The 14,299-nt window shown below is 63.7% G+C and carries 11 protein-coding genes and 2 tRNA genes; 2 read left to right on the forward strand and 11 right to left on the reverse strand.

Annotated elements, in window-relative coordinates:
* Window positions 1–246: 246 nt before the first annotated feature.
* The 3 genes from RDV55_RS04845 to RDV55_RS04855 form a co-directional block, all read right to left on the reverse strand.
* Window positions 247–319 (reverse strand) — tRNA-Ala (locus RDV55_RS04845).
* A gap of 11 nt (window positions 320–330) precedes the next feature.
* Window positions 331–465, reverse strand: a complete 135-nt coding sequence (locus tag RDV55_RS04850) for a DLW-39 family protein (protein WP_218017131.1) — start codon at window positions 463–465, stop codon at window positions 331–333.
* A 30-nt stretch (window positions 466–495) separates the two neighbouring features.
* Window positions 496–572, reverse strand: a tRNA-Ile gene (locus tag RDV55_RS04855).
* 124 nt (window positions 573–696) lie between these two features.
* On the opposite strand from RDV55_RS04855, the gene RDV55_RS04860 reads away from it, so the two are divergent.
* A complete protein-coding gene (locus tag RDV55_RS04860) occupies window positions 697–1,575 on the forward strand; it encodes an Mbeg1-like protein (RefSeq protein ID WP_111823262.1) in 879 nt (292 codons plus the stop codon).
* 494 nt (window positions 1,576–2,069) lie between these two features.
* Here RDV55_RS04860 and RDV55_RS04865 read toward each other — a convergent pair whose 3' ends face one another.
* From RDV55_RS04865 to dnaA, 8 genes are all read right to left on the reverse strand, one after another.
* On the reverse strand, window positions 2,070–2,462 hold the full coding sequence (locus tag RDV55_RS04865; RefSeq protein WP_111823263.1) for a DUF3566 domain-containing protein: 393 nt from the start codon (window positions 2,460–2,462) through the stop codon (window positions 2,070–2,072).
* Window positions 2,463–2,587: 125 nt separating this feature from the next.
* Window positions 2,588–5,197 (reverse strand): DNA gyrase subunit A, encoded by a 2,610-nt coding sequence (gene gyrA / locus RDV55_RS04870; protein WP_111823264.1) that lies wholly within the window; start codon window positions 5,195–5,197, stop codon window positions 2,588–2,590.
* Window positions 5,198–5,277: 80 nt separating this feature from the next.
* Window positions 5,278–7,302: a DNA topoisomerase (ATP-hydrolyzing) subunit B gene (gene gyrB, locus RDV55_RS04875; RefSeq protein WP_111823265.1), complete on the reverse strand. Its 2,025-nt coding sequence runs from the start codon at window positions 7,300–7,302 to the stop codon at window positions 5,278–5,280.
* Window positions 7,303–7,600: 298 nt separating this feature from the next.
* Complete coding sequence (locus RDV55_RS04880; protein WP_309188075.1) at window positions 7,601–8,623, reverse strand: DUF5067 domain-containing protein; 1,023 nt, start codon at window positions 8,621–8,623, stop codon at window positions 7,601–7,603.
* A 101-nt stretch (window positions 8,624–8,724) separates the two neighbouring features.
* The gene (locus RDV55_RS04885) at window positions 8,725–9,519 is read right to left on the reverse strand and encodes a DciA family protein (RefSeq protein ID WP_111823267.1); all 795 of its coding nucleotides are present in this window, start codon (window positions 9,517–9,519) and stop codon (window positions 8,725–8,727) included.
* Window positions 9,512–10,708, reverse strand: a complete 1,197-nt coding sequence (gene recF / locus RDV55_RS04890; protein WP_111823268.1) for a DNA replication/repair protein RecF — start codon at window positions 10,706–10,708, stop codon at window positions 9,512–9,514. The genes RDV55_RS04885 and recF overlap by 8 nt, the downstream gene beginning before the upstream one ends.
* 1 nt (window position 10,709) lies before the next feature.
* Window positions 10,710–11,846 (reverse strand): DNA polymerase III subunit beta, encoded by a 1,137-nt coding sequence (gene dnaN, locus RDV55_RS04895; protein WP_111823269.1) that lies wholly within the window; start codon window positions 11,844–11,846, stop codon window positions 10,710–10,712.
* A gap of 409 nt (window positions 11,847–12,255) precedes the next feature.
* The gene (dnaA, locus tag RDV55_RS04900; RefSeq protein ID WP_111823270.1) at window positions 12,256–13,704 is read right to left on the reverse strand and encodes a chromosomal replication initiator protein DnaA; all 1,449 of its coding nucleotides are present in this window, start codon (window positions 13,702–13,704) and stop codon (window positions 12,256–12,258) included.
* A gap of 447 nt (window positions 13,705–14,151) precedes the next feature.
* Here dnaA and rpmH point away from each other — a divergent pair, with 447 nt between their 5' ends.
* Window positions 14,152–14,292 carry a 50S ribosomal protein L34 gene (gene rpmH, locus RDV55_RS04905; protein ID WP_003791379.1) on the forward strand — a complete coding sequence of 47 codons (141 nt, stop codon included), beginning with the start codon at window positions 14,152–14,154 and terminating at the stop codon, window positions 14,290–14,292.
* Window positions 14,293–14,299: the final 7 nt, after the last annotated feature.

The following is a 14,299-nucleotide window of genomic DNA, read 5'->3' on the forward strand; positions in this document are numbered from 1 at the left end:
GAGGACGACACGGTTTGTTGTGGCGTTCTAACAGGCCCGGTCACTCACAGAGATCAGCCGTCCGAGGCGCGTTGAGAACCTGCAGCGGCTCGTTGCATCAGCAGAATGCCTGACGAAGCAGTCAGCGCAGCGACTATGCCGATGCCCAAGCCCACCTCACCAACGCCCTTGCCTGAGCCCAAGACGGCAAAAAGGCCCGAACCGAAACCATCCGAGATGGCAAGGGTTCGAGCCTTGTACGTAGAGTGGAGCTAACGGGACTCGAACCCGTAACCCCCTGCTTGCAAAGCAGGTGCGCTACCAATTGCGCCATAGCCCCGTTGGAGAAACTCAGTTCTCCACGGTGTCCGTCACGGACTTCCACAGGTCAACGTTATCGGAAAGATCAACGAGAATCTGTCGAACGACGATGCCAACGGCCACGACGGATCCGACAGCCACGCAACAGGTGACCCATTTCTTCATGATGATCCTCCGCTTTCGCTCGCCTGCGGATGGTGGGCCTAGGTGGGCTCGAACCACCGACCTCAGTCTTATCAGGACTGCGCTCTAACCTACTGAGCTATAGGCCCAACCGGCACCCTTTCGGGCACTCGGATATAGTACACAGCACAGGGCCATCCAGCAAAATCGAGCGTTGGTGACGTCCAACACGACCATGGATGGTCCTCTTTTCGATCGAGAGGAGGGTGCGTTATGACAAGCATCATCGAGTACGTGCGAGATGCCCAGGTGCCGCTTCGAGCAGACCTGTTCCCCGCCGATGCTCTAGCACTATCGTGCCTGATCTACGTTGATTTTCAAGCGCTGCCAGGGCCTCGTTCTCCGGGCGGATGCTTGCTGCGCGAAGCCGCCCAGGCCTCGTCGGTCTCCCGCCTCTACCGCTATTCGATGGCCTCCCACGGTGACCGCCCACTTCTTGAGGCGGCCGGTGCAAGTGCCCGGTTTAGCGGGGTACGCGTGTGCGACGCTGTCAGTCGGACGACATCGCGGCCGCTGGCACAGTTCGGCGCGGCAACATTCGTCGACGAGGCCGGCACCTCCTACGTGGTCTTTCGCGGCACGGACACGAGCGCGGTCGGGTGGGCGGAGGATGCACGTTTTGGCCTCGATTTTCCAACGGATTCACAGCGGTGGGCCGCAAACTATCTGACCTACGCGGCGTCGCGTGCGGAGGGTCCACTGATCGTGGTCGGTCACTCGAAGGGCGCGAACCTGGCGCTGTACGCTGCGGCGGCTACCACTCCCCCGGCGCTCAAGCACGTCTATGCCTTCGATCCCGTGGGATCTCCCGCGTCGGTCATAGACGATGGTTTCTTTCTTGGCATCGACGAGCGAGTGCGCATTTACGTGACGGCCGGCTCGTGGGTGAGTCCACTCCTTCCGCTGCCCGCTCCAGCAACGGTCGTCACGTCGTCCTGGCCGGGTCCGCTCAGCCACAATCCGTATGCGTGGCGCTCGCAGGGGTCGTCACTTGCTCCCGATCACCGGCCACGATCGCGGTCCGGACTCATCTTGCGCGACATCCTTGCGGCGGTCTTGCGGGCGCGCCCGACTCGGATTGATAACAACTAGCAACGCCTGCATTGGAGGTGGACACCTCGGCCCTTTGATGCGCACGTGGGCCCCTTCCCCCGCACGTTAACCCGACGACGTGCACGTGGGCCCTCTAACTCGCACGTTAACCCTATGAGATGCGCGTGGGCGGCCCTGCCCACGCGCAGATCAAGGGGTTTACGTGCGATGTATCGGGTTAACGTGCAGGACATCGGGTTTACGTGCGATATATCTGCTTAGCACTCGGCATAACGGGCTCAGCTGCGAACACCACACCGCGACAGACACCGTCGTACCCAGCACGCGGACCACCTCAGACACAACAGGGCGTTTTCAGCGTTTATCGCCGAGGCGATCTTCACTGTGGGCACCACACTCCTCACACTCAGTCACGAATCGGGGGAATCAAACCCCCGTCGCCACTCATGGCCCACACCTCCTGGAGGGCCCCAACAACACAAGGCATAGCAAAAAAGGGGCCGGCATCAGCCGACCCCTTTGGGCGAGCGCCCTCACTCATCCATGAGGGACACCTTGATGCCGCCCACCAGGGAGGCGACGACGTTGTAAAGCATGGCTCCCAGCGTCGACAGGGCGGTGAGAAGGATGACGTTAATGACGGCGACGATGGTCGCGTAGGAAATGACGCGAGGCAGTCGAGCGTAGTCCAGCAGTTCCGCGAAGCGGCCGGCACCGACGGTCTGCAGGAAGTCCTCGATCTGGCTGAACACGTGCATGGCGTCGACCATGAGCCACAGGACGATCGTCGCCACGACCATCGCGATGCCCAGGGCAACCGACAGGAGGAAGGAGACCTTCATGACGGTCCACGCGTCGATACGCGCGATCGCCAGGTCAACTCGGCGGGGAGCGTCACTGCGGGCGCTCGAGACGTGGTCGCTCATGGGTTTCCTTCCAGGTCGCACTTCCTATCTGCCAGGCTACCGCATCGCCCGGCCCCGCCGCTGGTTCCGCGCCGCTTTGGAAGCTTGATCACGGGACGAGGCAACCCTCGTCCCGTGATCAAGCGTCAGTTCTGTGCGTCCTCGGTGTCATCGCCCTCGGAGGCCGGAGCCTCGCCCGCGGGGGCGTCACTTCCCTCCGCGGCCTGGGTGGCCTCGGCGTTCTCAGAGTCGTCGGTCTCGTCCTCGTCGCCCGAATCGGAGTTGCGCGTGATCGCGATGATGCGGTCGCCGTCATCCGGGCGGGCGAAGATGACGCCCATGGTGTTGCGGGCGGTGGGTCGCACGTCGGAGGCGTTGACCTGCACGAGCTTGCCGGAGGAGGTGATGACCATGACGTCCTCATCGGGGCGCACGACGAGGGCTCCGACGAGGCCGCCGCGTTCGTCGACGAGCTTGCCGACGCGAACACCGAGGGTTCCGCGCGACTTCGTCGGGTATTCGTCGACGGGGGTGCGCTTGGCGTAGCCGGACTCAGTGACGATCAGCAGGTCGGTGTCCTCGCGCGGGACCTCCATGCTGAGCAGTTCGTCGTCGCCGCGGAACTTCATTCCGCGAACGCCGGACGTGGAGCGACCCATGGAGCGCAACTGCTCGTCGGTGGCGGTGAAGCGCACGGCCTGACCGTCGCGGGAGACCAGGATGAGGTCCTCGTCGGCCATGATGATCTGAGCAGAGACCAGCTCGTCGGGCTTGCCGTCCTCGTCCTCGCGCAGGTTGATGGCGATGATACCGCCGGAGCGGGGCGAGTTGTACAGGCTCAACGGGGTTTTCTTGACGAGGCCGCGCTTGGTGGCCAGGACGAGGAAGTCCGCGTCCTCGTAGGTACGGATCGCGAGGACCTGTGCGATGTGCTCGTCGGGCTGGAACGCCAGCAGGTTGGCGACGTGCTGGCCCTTGGCGTCGCGACCCCCTTCGGGGATCTCGTAGGCCTTGGCGCGGTAGACGCGGCCAAGGTTGGTGAAGAAGAGCAGCCAGTTGTGCGTGGTCGTGACAAAGAAGTGTTCAACCACGTCGTCGCCGCGCAACTGGGTGCCGCGCACGCCCTTGCCGCCGCGCTTCTGGGAGCGGTAGTTGTCCGTGCGCGTGCGCTTGGCGAAGCCGTCGCGGGTGATTGTGACGACGACGTCCTCTTCGGGGATGAGGTCTTCCATCGACATTTCCCCGTCGAAGGGGAGGATGCGGGTGCGACGCTCGTCGCCGAACTTGTCGACGATCTCGCCGAGTTCGGCGGAGATGATGGCGCGCTGACGCTCGGGCTTGGCCAGGATGTCGTTGAGGTCGTCGACGCGGGCCTTGAGTTCGGCGTGCTCGTCCATGATCTTCTGACGCTCGAGGGCGGCCAGGCGGCGCAGCTGGAGGGCCAGGATCGCGTCGGCTTGGATGGCGTCCACGCCGAGCAGCTCGATGAGGCCGTTGCGTGCTTCATCGACCGTGGGGGAGCGGCGGATGAGGGCGATGACCTCGTCGAGGGCGTCGAGCGCCTTCAGGTAGCCCTCGAGGATGTGCAGGCGATCGAGGGCCTTGCGCAGGCGGAACTGCGTGCGGCGCACGATGACGTCCATCTGGTGGTTGATCCAGTGGCGGATGAAGCCGTCGATGGACAGGGTGCGGGGCACGCCGTCGACGAGCGCGAGCATGTTGGCAGAGAAGTTCTCCTGCAGGCTCGTGCGCTTGTAGAGGTTGTTGAGGACGACCTTGGCGACGGCGTCACGCTTGAGGACGATGACGAGGCGCTGGCCGGTGCGGCCCGAGGTCTCGTCGCGGATGTCGGCGATTCCTCCGATCTGACCATCGCGCACGAGCTGGGCGATCTTGTCGGCCAGGTTGTCTGGGTTGACCTGGTAGGGCAGCTCGGTGACAACGAGGCACTGGCGGCCCTGGATCTCCTCGACGCTCACGACGGCGCGCTGCGTGATGGATCCACGGCCGGTACGGTAGGCGTCCTCGATGCCCTTGCGGCCAAGGATGGTGGCGCCGGTGGGGAAGTCGGGTCCGGGGATCAGCTTGATGAGCGCTTCGAGGAGCTCCTCGCGGGTGGCTTCAGGATGGTCAAGGGCCCATTCGACGCCGCGCGCGAGTTCGCGCAGGTTGTGCGGCGGGATGCGCGTGGCCATGCCGACGGCAATACCCTCAGAGCCGTTGGCCAGCAGGTTCGGGAAGCGCGCGGGCAGGATGGTGGGTTCCTGGTTTCGGCCGTCGTAGTTGTCCTGAAAATCAACGCATTCTTCGTCGATGTCGCGGACCATCTCCATGGCCAGGGGTGCCATCTTGCACTCGGTGTAACGGGGGGCAGCGGGACCCAGGTTGCCGGGGGTGCCGAAGTTACCCTGTCCGGCAACAAGCGGGTACCTCAACGACCAGGGCTGCACGAGGCGCGCGAGGGCGTCGTAGATAGCGGCATCGCCGTGAGGATGGTAGTTACCCATAACCTCGCCGACGACGCGGGAGGACTTGGAGAACGAGGAGGTGGGGCGGTATCCGCCGTCGTACATGGCGTACAGGACGCGACGGTGGACGGGCTTGAGGCCGTCGCGCACGTCGGGCAGGGCGCGCCCGACGATGACGCTCATCGCGTAGTCGAGGTAGGAGCGCTGCATCTCCTTTTGCAGGTCGACCTGCCGGATTCGCTCGGTGTCCGAGATGTGCCGCGCGTCAGTTGTGGGCTCGTCGCTCACGAGTGTTCCTTACGTTGTTTCTGCTCGATCATGCCCGTTGTGCCCGTTCGAGGCAGGGGCTGGGCTGGTCGTGGGTTATGTCAGATGTCGAGGAAGCGCACGTCTGTGGCGTTGCGCTGGATGAACGTCCGGCGTCGCTCGACGTCGTCGCCCATGAGGATCGTGAAGGTTTCGTCCGCGTCTGCGGCCTCGTCGAGGGTGACCTGCTTGAGGATCCGGTGCTCCGGATCCATGGTTGTCTCCCACAGTTCGTGATCGTTCATTTCGCCGAGGCCCTTGTAGCGCTGGATGCCGCCTTCCTTGGGCAGGCGGCGGTTCGCGGCAGCACCGGCGGCGAGCAGCTTGTCGCGCTCCTTGTCGGAGTATGCGAATTCGTGCTCGGCGTTGGTCCACTTGATGCGGTACAGCGGCGGCATGGCGATGAAGGTGTGTCCGCCTTCAATGAGCGGTCGCATGTAGCGGAAGAGGAGGGTCAGCAGCAGTGTGGCGATGTGCTGGCCATCGACGTCGGCGTCCGCCATGATGACGATCTTGCCGTATCGCAGCTTCGAGATGTCGAAGTCTTCGCCGATACCGGTGCCGAAGGCGGTGATGAGGGAGCGGATCGTGTCCGAGGACAGGGCGCGATCCAGGCGCGCCTTTTCAACGTTGAGGATCTTGCCGCGGATCGGCAGGATGGCCTGACGCTCGGGGTCGCGGCCGCCGACGGCGGAGCCGCCTGCGGAGTCACCCTCGACGATGAAGATCTCACACTCGGACGGCGTGCGTGACGAGCAGTCGCGCAGCTTGCCGGGCATGGATGCGGACTCGAGGACGCCCTTGCGGCGTGTGGCCTCGCGCGCCTTGCGAGCGGCGACGCGAGCTGCCTGGGCAGCCTGGCCCTTGTTGATGATGGCCTTGGCGTCCGCGGGGTGTGCGTCGAACCAGTCGGTGAGCTTGGAGTAGACCTGCTGCGCGACGAAGGTGCGGGCCTCGGTGTTGCCGAGCTTGGTCTTTGTCTGGCCCTCGAACTGCGGCTCGGTGAGCTTGATCGAGATGACGGCTGTCAGGCCTTCGCGGACGTCGTCACCGGTGAGGTTGTCGTCCTTGTCGCGGATGATGCCCTTGTCGCGGCCGTAGCGGTTGACGAGGGAGGTCAGCGCGGTGCGGAAGCCCTCCTCGTGCATGCCGCCTTCGGTCGTGTTGATGGTGTTGGCGAAGGTGTGGACGGACGATGAGTAGGCGGTGGTCCACTGCATGGCGATTTCCACACTCATGGTGCCTTCGTCGTTTTCTGCTTCGAAGTCGATGATCTCGTTGTTGATCGTGTCGGACTTCTTGGCGGAGTCGAGGTACTCGACGTAGTCTCGCAGGCCGTGCTCGTAGCAGTAGGTGACGGTGCGGTGGCCCTTGGTCTTCTTGTCCGAGGCCTCCTCTCCGCCGGCGATCTCGTCGCCTTCGTCGGTGGCGAACTCGCGCTCGTCGCTCAGGGTGATGCGCAGGCCCTTGTTGAGGAAGGCCATCTGCTGGAAGCGCTGACGCAGGGTTTCGAAGTCGAACTCGACGGTTTCGAAGATCTCCGGGTCCGGGTAGAAGACCTGCGTGGTTCCGGTCTCGTCGGTGGCTTCGCCGCGCTCAAGCGGGGTGATGGGGGTGCCGCCGTTCGCGAACGACATACGCCACACGTAGCCCTGGCGACGAATTTCAGTGTTCACGCGGGTGGACAGGGCATTGACGACGGAGATGCCGACGCCGTGCAGGCCACCCGAGACGGCGTATCCGCCGCCGCCGAACTTGCCACCCGCGTGCAGGATCGTCATGACGACCTCGACGGTGGGCTTGTGCTCGGTGGGGTGCTCGTCGACTGGGATACCTCGTCCGTTGTCGACAACCTTGATGCCGCCGTCTTCCTGGATCGTGACCTCGATGTGGTCGGCGTATCCGGCCAGGGCCTCGTCCACGGAGTTGTCGACGACCTCGTACACCAGGTGGTGCAGGCCGCGTTCACCGGTAGATCCGATGTACATGCCCGGGCGCTTGCGGACGGCTTCCAGGCCCTCGAGGACGGTGATGTCCGATGCGCCGTAGGACTGCTCGCCGTCGGCGTTCTTCTCGTTGTCAGCCACGTGGCTCCCCTCGCAGTGCGGGAAAATAGATGTTTAACCTTGTAGATTCTACCAAAAGTGGCGCTTGCACCCGGGATTGACAGGCTTGGACGGTTACTTTACAAACTGCGCGATTGCAACGAAAACTCGACTGTGATCAGTCACATGTCAATTGTGGTTTCGGTCGCGACGCATAGGGCCGCCCTCCCGGGCGGGAGGGCGGCCATGTTGCGTGCATGCGGGCGGGGCAAGCGAGTACACCGCGTCACTGCCGCGGCGCGGCGATCGCTTGTCGATGGAGGCCATCGACGGTGTCGGATCAGCTCGGATTCCAGGTGTAATCCTTGAGCTTGTTCTTGGTATCGTCCAGGTCTTCACCATGGAGAACGACGGGAGCATTCTCCTTCTGCAGCTTGTAGTAGTTCGTGAGCGTTCGCGTCTCGCCCGGCTTCACGACCGCAATCGAATTGAGCGGGTCGTAGCCGGCGGGTTCGTTATCATCGGCGAAGGAAGCGATCCTTAGGAAAGCGCCATTTTGCGCGGGAAGGGGGAGCACAAAGGTGGGAACCTTGCTCTCGTTTCCTTTGTTCACGATCGTGTAGGTGATCGCCATGGTCGCATCGCCATCGCCGTCACGAGGCCCGAGTTCAATGTTGTTACTCTCGACGTGAATAGTGCCGCCGGCGAGGTCGGCAACATAGCCGTCACCCGAGGAGTTGCCGCTCGAGGAACCAGAGCCGGTGCCCTTGTTTCCGCTCGACGTTCCCGAACCGGAACCGCTCGAAGTACCAGAACCCGAACCCGAACCACTCGAGGAACCCGAACCCGAACCAGAACCCGAGCCAGAACCCGAACCGCCCGACGAGGACGAGGTCGGATCCGACGACGGACCCGAGGCGCTCCTCGATCCGGCGCTGAGCATGCCCCAGACGACGAGGCCACCGATCATCAGGAGCACGACGACGCCCGCCACGATGCCGATGAGCAGGGGAGCCTTAGATTTCTCGCCCTGCGGGCCAGCACCCATCGGGGACATGCCAGGCTGCCCGTAACCCTGCGGGTAACCGCCCTGGTTGTGCGCGCCGTAGACGTTGCTGGCCTGGCCGCCATAGGGACTAGCACCGCTTTGACCGCCGTAGGGATTGGGCGTGTTCGCAGCGCCATAAGGGTTGGACGCGTCCTGCCCGTAGCCCTGCTGCTGGGGCTGGGCACCGTACTGGCCTACCCCGTACCCCTGCTGCTGCGGCTGACCCCCGTAGGGACCCTGACCGTATCCCTGCTGGCCCTGGGGGTTGTTTCCCCAACCGTTACCGCCCTGCTGTGCGTACGGATTGCTCATCATTACTCCTCGTCAAATTCGCACTGGTGTGCGGGATTCACGTTGAAGACTAACAAAATCCGCTCGCCAGGGGGAGTCCTCTACAGTATTTCTCGGATGTTAGCTTATCCGTAGTCGGCGCGCGGGCCTCGTCCTCGCACGACGTAGGGGCCTTTCCGCCACGATGGGGCAACGGGTCCTCGAACGATAACCTGTTCGACGACACCCGAGCCAACCTCTTCGGCGATGCGACGCTCGATAGAGGGAAGGAGTAGTTGGAGCTGTTTCGCCCAAGCGGTGGAGTCGGTGCGTACGACGAGACGATGCCCCTCGAAGGTTTCAATGCTGGCGTGCTCGGCGACCTGTGGGCCGACGATGGCACTCCACTTGGCGATGATCGACCCCATTTTGGTGGGAGTATCCCATTCGCGGGCCTTAATCGTGCGCGCAAGGATCGCGCCCAGGGAGTTGGCCCTGCGGTAGCGCGGGCGCATGGCTGCCATGCCGGGGGAGCGGCTCCACGAGGCGCCGGTTCCCTCCAGGGCTTGACGCAGCGCGGCGAGGTCGCCCTCGGGATCCTCGTCGGTCGACGAGGCCGGGGCATCGATCCCGTTCGCGTGTCGGTAGGCGGCGGCCCGGGCAGCTGCGCGCGCGGCCACGCCCTCGTCGTCTGCGAGGCGTCCGAATCCATCGGTTTCGATGGCCGCGTATTCACTCGATCCGTCGAGACTGCGGCGGGGTCTGGTTTCGTCGAGGCCCCACGAGGGCAGGGTGGTCCTCGTGTATCCGTGTGTGCGGGCGACGCTCTGGGCACGTTCGAGGGCACGCACGACAAACTCGTCGGCGTCGCCTTCCTCACCGTCAGGTGTGAAGTCCACGTTTACGCGGTCGAGGTCAGTCAGGTCGTCGTGCTCACTCATCGTCAGATCCGTCGATGACGGTGCCGCGCTCGGGGTCGAGGCGCACGTGGAGGGCGTGATGATCGAGGGAGGCGGGCAGGTCATCGGCGACGGCGCAGGTGACGATGATCTGTTCGGCCTTCGAGGCCAGGGCGGTCAGGCCCTCCCGGCGCGAGGAATCGAGTTCGGCGAAGACGTCGTCGAGGATGAGGATCGGTGTGTCGCCGTCTTCGCTGAGCAGCTCGAAGGCACCGAGCCTAAGGGCAAGGGCAACCGACCAGGATTCGCCGTGCGATGCGTAGCCCTTGACGGGCATCGCGCCGAGGCTGAGGGCCAGGTCGTCGCGGTGCGCGCCGACGAGGTTGACTCCTCGCTCGGTTTCCTTCTCGCGCACGCTCGTCAGGGCGGCGAGCATGCGCTCGGTCTGGGCACCCACGTCGGTGAGGTCGGCGGTGGCCGCCTTGTCGGGGTCGGTGCCGATGACCCGGTCGACCGAGGCATCGAAGGCGAGGCGCAGGTGGCGCGGGGAGTCTGCCACGTCGTCGTAGGATCGGGCGGCCGGTGCGGTGAGGGAGTCGACGATAGACGCGCGCGTGGCCGTGATGCGCGCAGACAGCGCGGCGAACTGCTCGTCCCACACCTCGAGGGTCGACAGGTCAGGGCTGTGTCCACGGCGCAGCGAGGCCTGGGCGGCCTTCATAAGCGCCGCTCGTTGGCGGGCAACCCGATCGAAGTCGGAACGCACGGAGGCGTGGATGGGGGAGAGCTGCGTGGCGAGGTCGTCCAGGAAGGAACGGCGCACCGAAGGGTCTGCGCGCACGAGGGACAGGTCCTCGGGAGCAAAGACGACCGTGCGCACGATGCCGAGGATGTCGCGGGGTTTGACCTGTGCGCGGTTGATCCGGGCACGATTGGCCTTGCCGCGCACAATCTCGAGCTCGATAACCTGCTCGCGGCCCGAGGCCACGACGCGTGCGCGAATGACTGCCCCGCCCGGCGCCGCCTCGGCCTCGTCGATGGGAATGCGCACGAGGGCACCCTCAGCGCCGACCCTGTGCGATGAAAAGGTGGACAGGTAGGCGAGGGCCTCGACGAGGTTGGTCTTCCCCTGGCCGTTCGCGCCCACCAGGACCGTGGGGCCCTCGGGCAGCTCGACGACCCCGTGCTTCCACGAGCGGAAGTCGTCGAGGGCCAGGTGAGAGACGCGCACGTCAGATGCCGAAGCGGATGGGCATCAGCAGGTAACGGAACTGCGTAACCTCGCCCTCGTCGGCCTTCTTCTGGCCCGTGATGACAGCCGGCTTCGTGGGGTGCGTGAAACCGAAGCGCACGTAGTCGGTGTCCAGAACCTGCAGGCCGTCGATGAGGAACTGCGGGTTGAAGGCTGTCGAGATGTCGTCGCCGTGCAGGGTCGCCTCGATGGCTTCGGAGGCCTGGGCGTTGTCACCCTGGCCGGCCTCGAGGACGAGCTGGCCCGCGGTGAAGGCCAGGCGCACGGAGGTCTTACGCTCGGCCACCAGCGACATACGCTTGACGGCCTCGAGCAGGGCGTGGCGATCGACAACTGCCTGGATCGGCGTGGTGTCGGGGAAGAGGCGACGCACGGCGGGGTAGTCGCCGTCCATGAGCGTTGAGGTGGTGCGGCGACCCTGGGCGGTGAAGCCGATGAGGGAGGAGGCGCCGGGCTGGGAGTCGCCGGACAGGCCAACCTCGACCTTGGCACCCGAAGTCATCGACTTGGCGACATCCTGGAGGATGCGGGCCTTGACCAGGGCTACCTCTTCGATCGAGGTGTCGGTGGGCTCCCAATCGAGCTCGCGCATGGCGAGGCGGTAGCGGTCGGTGGCTAGCAGCGTAATCGCCGGGCCGTTGATCTCGATGCGCACGCCCGTCAGCAGGGGCAGGGTGTCGTCGCGCGACGCGGCGATGGACACCTGGGACACGGCCTGGGACAGGGTCGAAGAATCGATTGCGCCGATCGTGGTGGGTTGCGCGGGTAGCAACGGGTACTCATCGAGGGGCATGACCGCGAGCGTGAAGTGCGAGGAGCCGCAGACCAGGTTCACCTTCTGTCCATCGAGTTCAACGGAGACGGGCTTGGAGGGCAGTGACTTGGAGATGTCAGCCAGGAGGCGGCCAGAAACCAGGACCTCGCCAGCCTCGTCGACGGTCGCGGGAATGCGCGAGTTCGCGGAGACCTCGTAATCGAAGGAGGACAGGGTCAGCTCGTCACCCTCAGCTTTGATGCGCACACCGGCCAGGATTGGCGAGGCCGGACGAACCGGGAGTGCGCGAGCGGTCCACGACACTGCTTCGGCCAGAACATCGCGGGCGACGGTGAACTTCATAGCTGCCTCCAAAACACAAAACGGATCGGACACTACTCTACCCACAAGTGTGCCAACGTGGGGCAGGTAATGCGCCTCCCGCGCATCATCGCGTAGCACCGGCGGCGGCGTTGTTGTGCGGAGGCCTGTGAAAAAATCTTTGTCATTTGACTTCCCTTCCGTCATAAGGGCTGTGAGTTCTGTGGGTAACTCCCTTATGCGGCGGAATTTCAGTCAAATCACTGTGATGTCATTCTGGGACGAGGCTGTGGATTCGTCACGTCTTCCTGTGCACGAAGCAAATGACAACTTTTTTAGGTCCACAGGCCGGACCTCGTTCTACACAGCTTGAGCGCGTTCATGCACCGGATGTGCACAATGCCTGTGAATGGGGCGCGGGCGCCGACTTATCTCAGCGCCCGCGCGGTTCTTATGATTCTCTGGCCTTCTGTTTGATGCGGTTTGTAAGCTCCGACACGTGGTTGAAGGTTTCGCGCTTTTCCTTCATGAGCTTGGAAATCTTCTTGTTCGCGTGCATGACCGTCGTATGGTCGCGGCCGAAGGCCTGACCAATCTTGGGCAGGGACAGATCGGTGAGCTCGCGGCACAGATACATGGCGATCTGTCGGGCCTCGACGACGTTGTGGCTGCGCTCAGACGATCCCATCTGCTCAATCGTCACGCCGAAGTAGACGGCGCACTGGCTCATGATGAGGCTGACGGTGATCTCGTTGTCGTCCGGGTTGGATACGAAGTCCTTGAGCATCATCTGCGCGAGGTTGAGGTCGATGCGCTCCTGGTACAGCGACGCCCACGCTCCGATGCGCACGAGAGCGCCCTCCAGCTCACGGATATTAGAGGAGATACGCGAGGCGACATACTCGAATACCTCAGGGGTGACCTCAAGGCCTTCGGCGTCCGCCTTCTTATGGAGGATCGCGATGCGGGTCTCGAGGTCCGGTGGCTGAACATCCACGAGCAGTCCCGAGGAAAACCGCGACCGCATGCGGTCCTCGAAGCCCTTGAGCTGGGCCGGGGGCAGGTCCGAGGTTAGGACAATCTGCTTGTTGGCGCTGTGCAGCGCGTTAAAGGTGTGGAAGAAACCTTCGACCGTTTGTTCCTTGTCGCCGATGAACTGAATATCGTCAATGAGGAGGATATCGAGCTCGCGGTAGCGGCGGTGGAAGGCCTCGACCTGGGAGTTATCCGTCTTATTGAGACGAATCGCGTTGATGAACTCGTTCGTGAACTCTTCGGAGTTCACGTAGCGGACCTTGAGGTGGGGCATCATCGACAGCGCGTTGTGTCCGATGGCCTGCAGCAGGTGGGTCTTGCCCAGTCCGGAGTCGCCGTAGATAAAGAGGGGATTGAAGGCGGTCCCCGGGGTTTCCGAGGCAGCCAGAGCTGCCGCGTGGGCGAAACGGTTCGAGGGACCGATGACGAAGGTGTCGAACGTGAACTTGGGGTTCAGGTGAGTGGGCCCGGAGTCGGTGGGTGACGTGACGAGAGCGGGAGAGTGGTGATTTTTCGGCTCCTCAACCGACGAGGCCGGGCCCCCCGCGGGTGCAGAGGGGGCGGGAGCGACGGGGGTTGGCTCTTCCTCTTCCTCGGCGACGACCTCGAGTGAAGGGTCGACGGTGATCGCGATGCGTACCGTGCGTCCCAGGTGGACGGAAAGGGCGGTCGTCAGCTTCGACTGCGCTTTGTCTTCGATCCAGTGCTTGGTGAAGTCGTTGGGGACGGCGAGCAGGATCGTGCCTTCGATGTCTCCGAGGGGGCGAGCGGAGCGCAGCATCGACGTGGCGACGGGCCCTAGCTCGTCGGTGGGGACTGCATCGAGGGCGGCAGCCCACGCGCGTGTGAGGGAATCCGGCTCCACAGCAACCTCCGGTCACAAATACGGGTGAGTTCGGTCACGCTGTCTTGGTGATGTGCGTGACGCTCGTACATTGTCGCAGTGTAGTCCGCGCACATGTTATGCACAGATTGGGGATGGAGCTGTGGAGAACTATCACAGAATCACAGCTCTGTAGTTACAACTTTGGGTCCGCAGAAGCGTGCGGAAAGCAAAAATACGCACAGTCTGTGGATAACTTCCCTTACTCACGTTCTGTGGACGGATTAGATACACAGTGATTTGCACAGCTGTGGATACTGTGTGTGACGCGGTGGGTAACGCTGCCGCATTGACGTTCAGCACCAATCCGCTTAGTCTTGGTCTTTGTTTGCGCCCATTTCGGGCGTGCGTCCCCGCTATCGCGCACTCGCGTGTCGATAGCCCAACCGATAACGAGTGGGAAACCACTCCCCGCCGAGGAGAATTGCCGTGACCACCAAGCGGACCTTCCAGCCCAACAACCGTCGTCGTTCGAAGACGCACGGCTTCCGTCTGCGCATGTCGACCCGCGCCGGCCGCGCCATTCTGGCTGCCCGCCGTCGCAAGGGCCGCGCCAAGCTGTCCGCCTGAGACACCC

Source organism: Schaalia odontolytica, assembly GCF_031191545.1.
Classification (GTDB): Bacteria; Actinomycetota; Actinomycetes; order Actinomycetales; family Actinomycetaceae; genus Pauljensenia; species Pauljensenia odontolytica.

Bases quoted from the DNA above. Each gene is read 5' to 3' on its own strand.
- RDV55_RS04850 (WP_218017131.1), bottom strand. From the start codon at position 465: ATGAAGAAATGGGTCACCTGTTGCGTGGCTGTCGGATCCGTCGTGGCC.
- RDV55_RS04860 (WP_111823262.1), top strand. From the start codon at position 697: ATGACAAGCATCATCGAGTACGTGCGAGATGCCCAGGTGCCGCTTCGA.
- RDV55_RS04865 (WP_111823263.1), bottom strand. From the start codon at position 2,462: ATGAGCGACCACGTCTCGAGCGCCCGCAGTGACGCTCCCCGCCGAGTT.
- RDV55_RS04880 (WP_309188075.1), bottom strand. From the start codon at position 8,623: ATGATGAGCAATCCGTACGCACAGCAGGGCGGTAACGGTTGGGGAAAC.
- RDV55_RS04885 (WP_111823267.1), bottom strand. From the start codon at position 9,519: ATGAGTGAGCACGACGACCTGACTGACCTCGACCGCGTAAACGTGGAC.
- dnaN (WP_111823269.1), bottom strand. From the start codon at position 11,846: ATGAAGTTCACCGTCGCCCGCGATGTTCTGGCCGAAGCAGTGTCGTGG.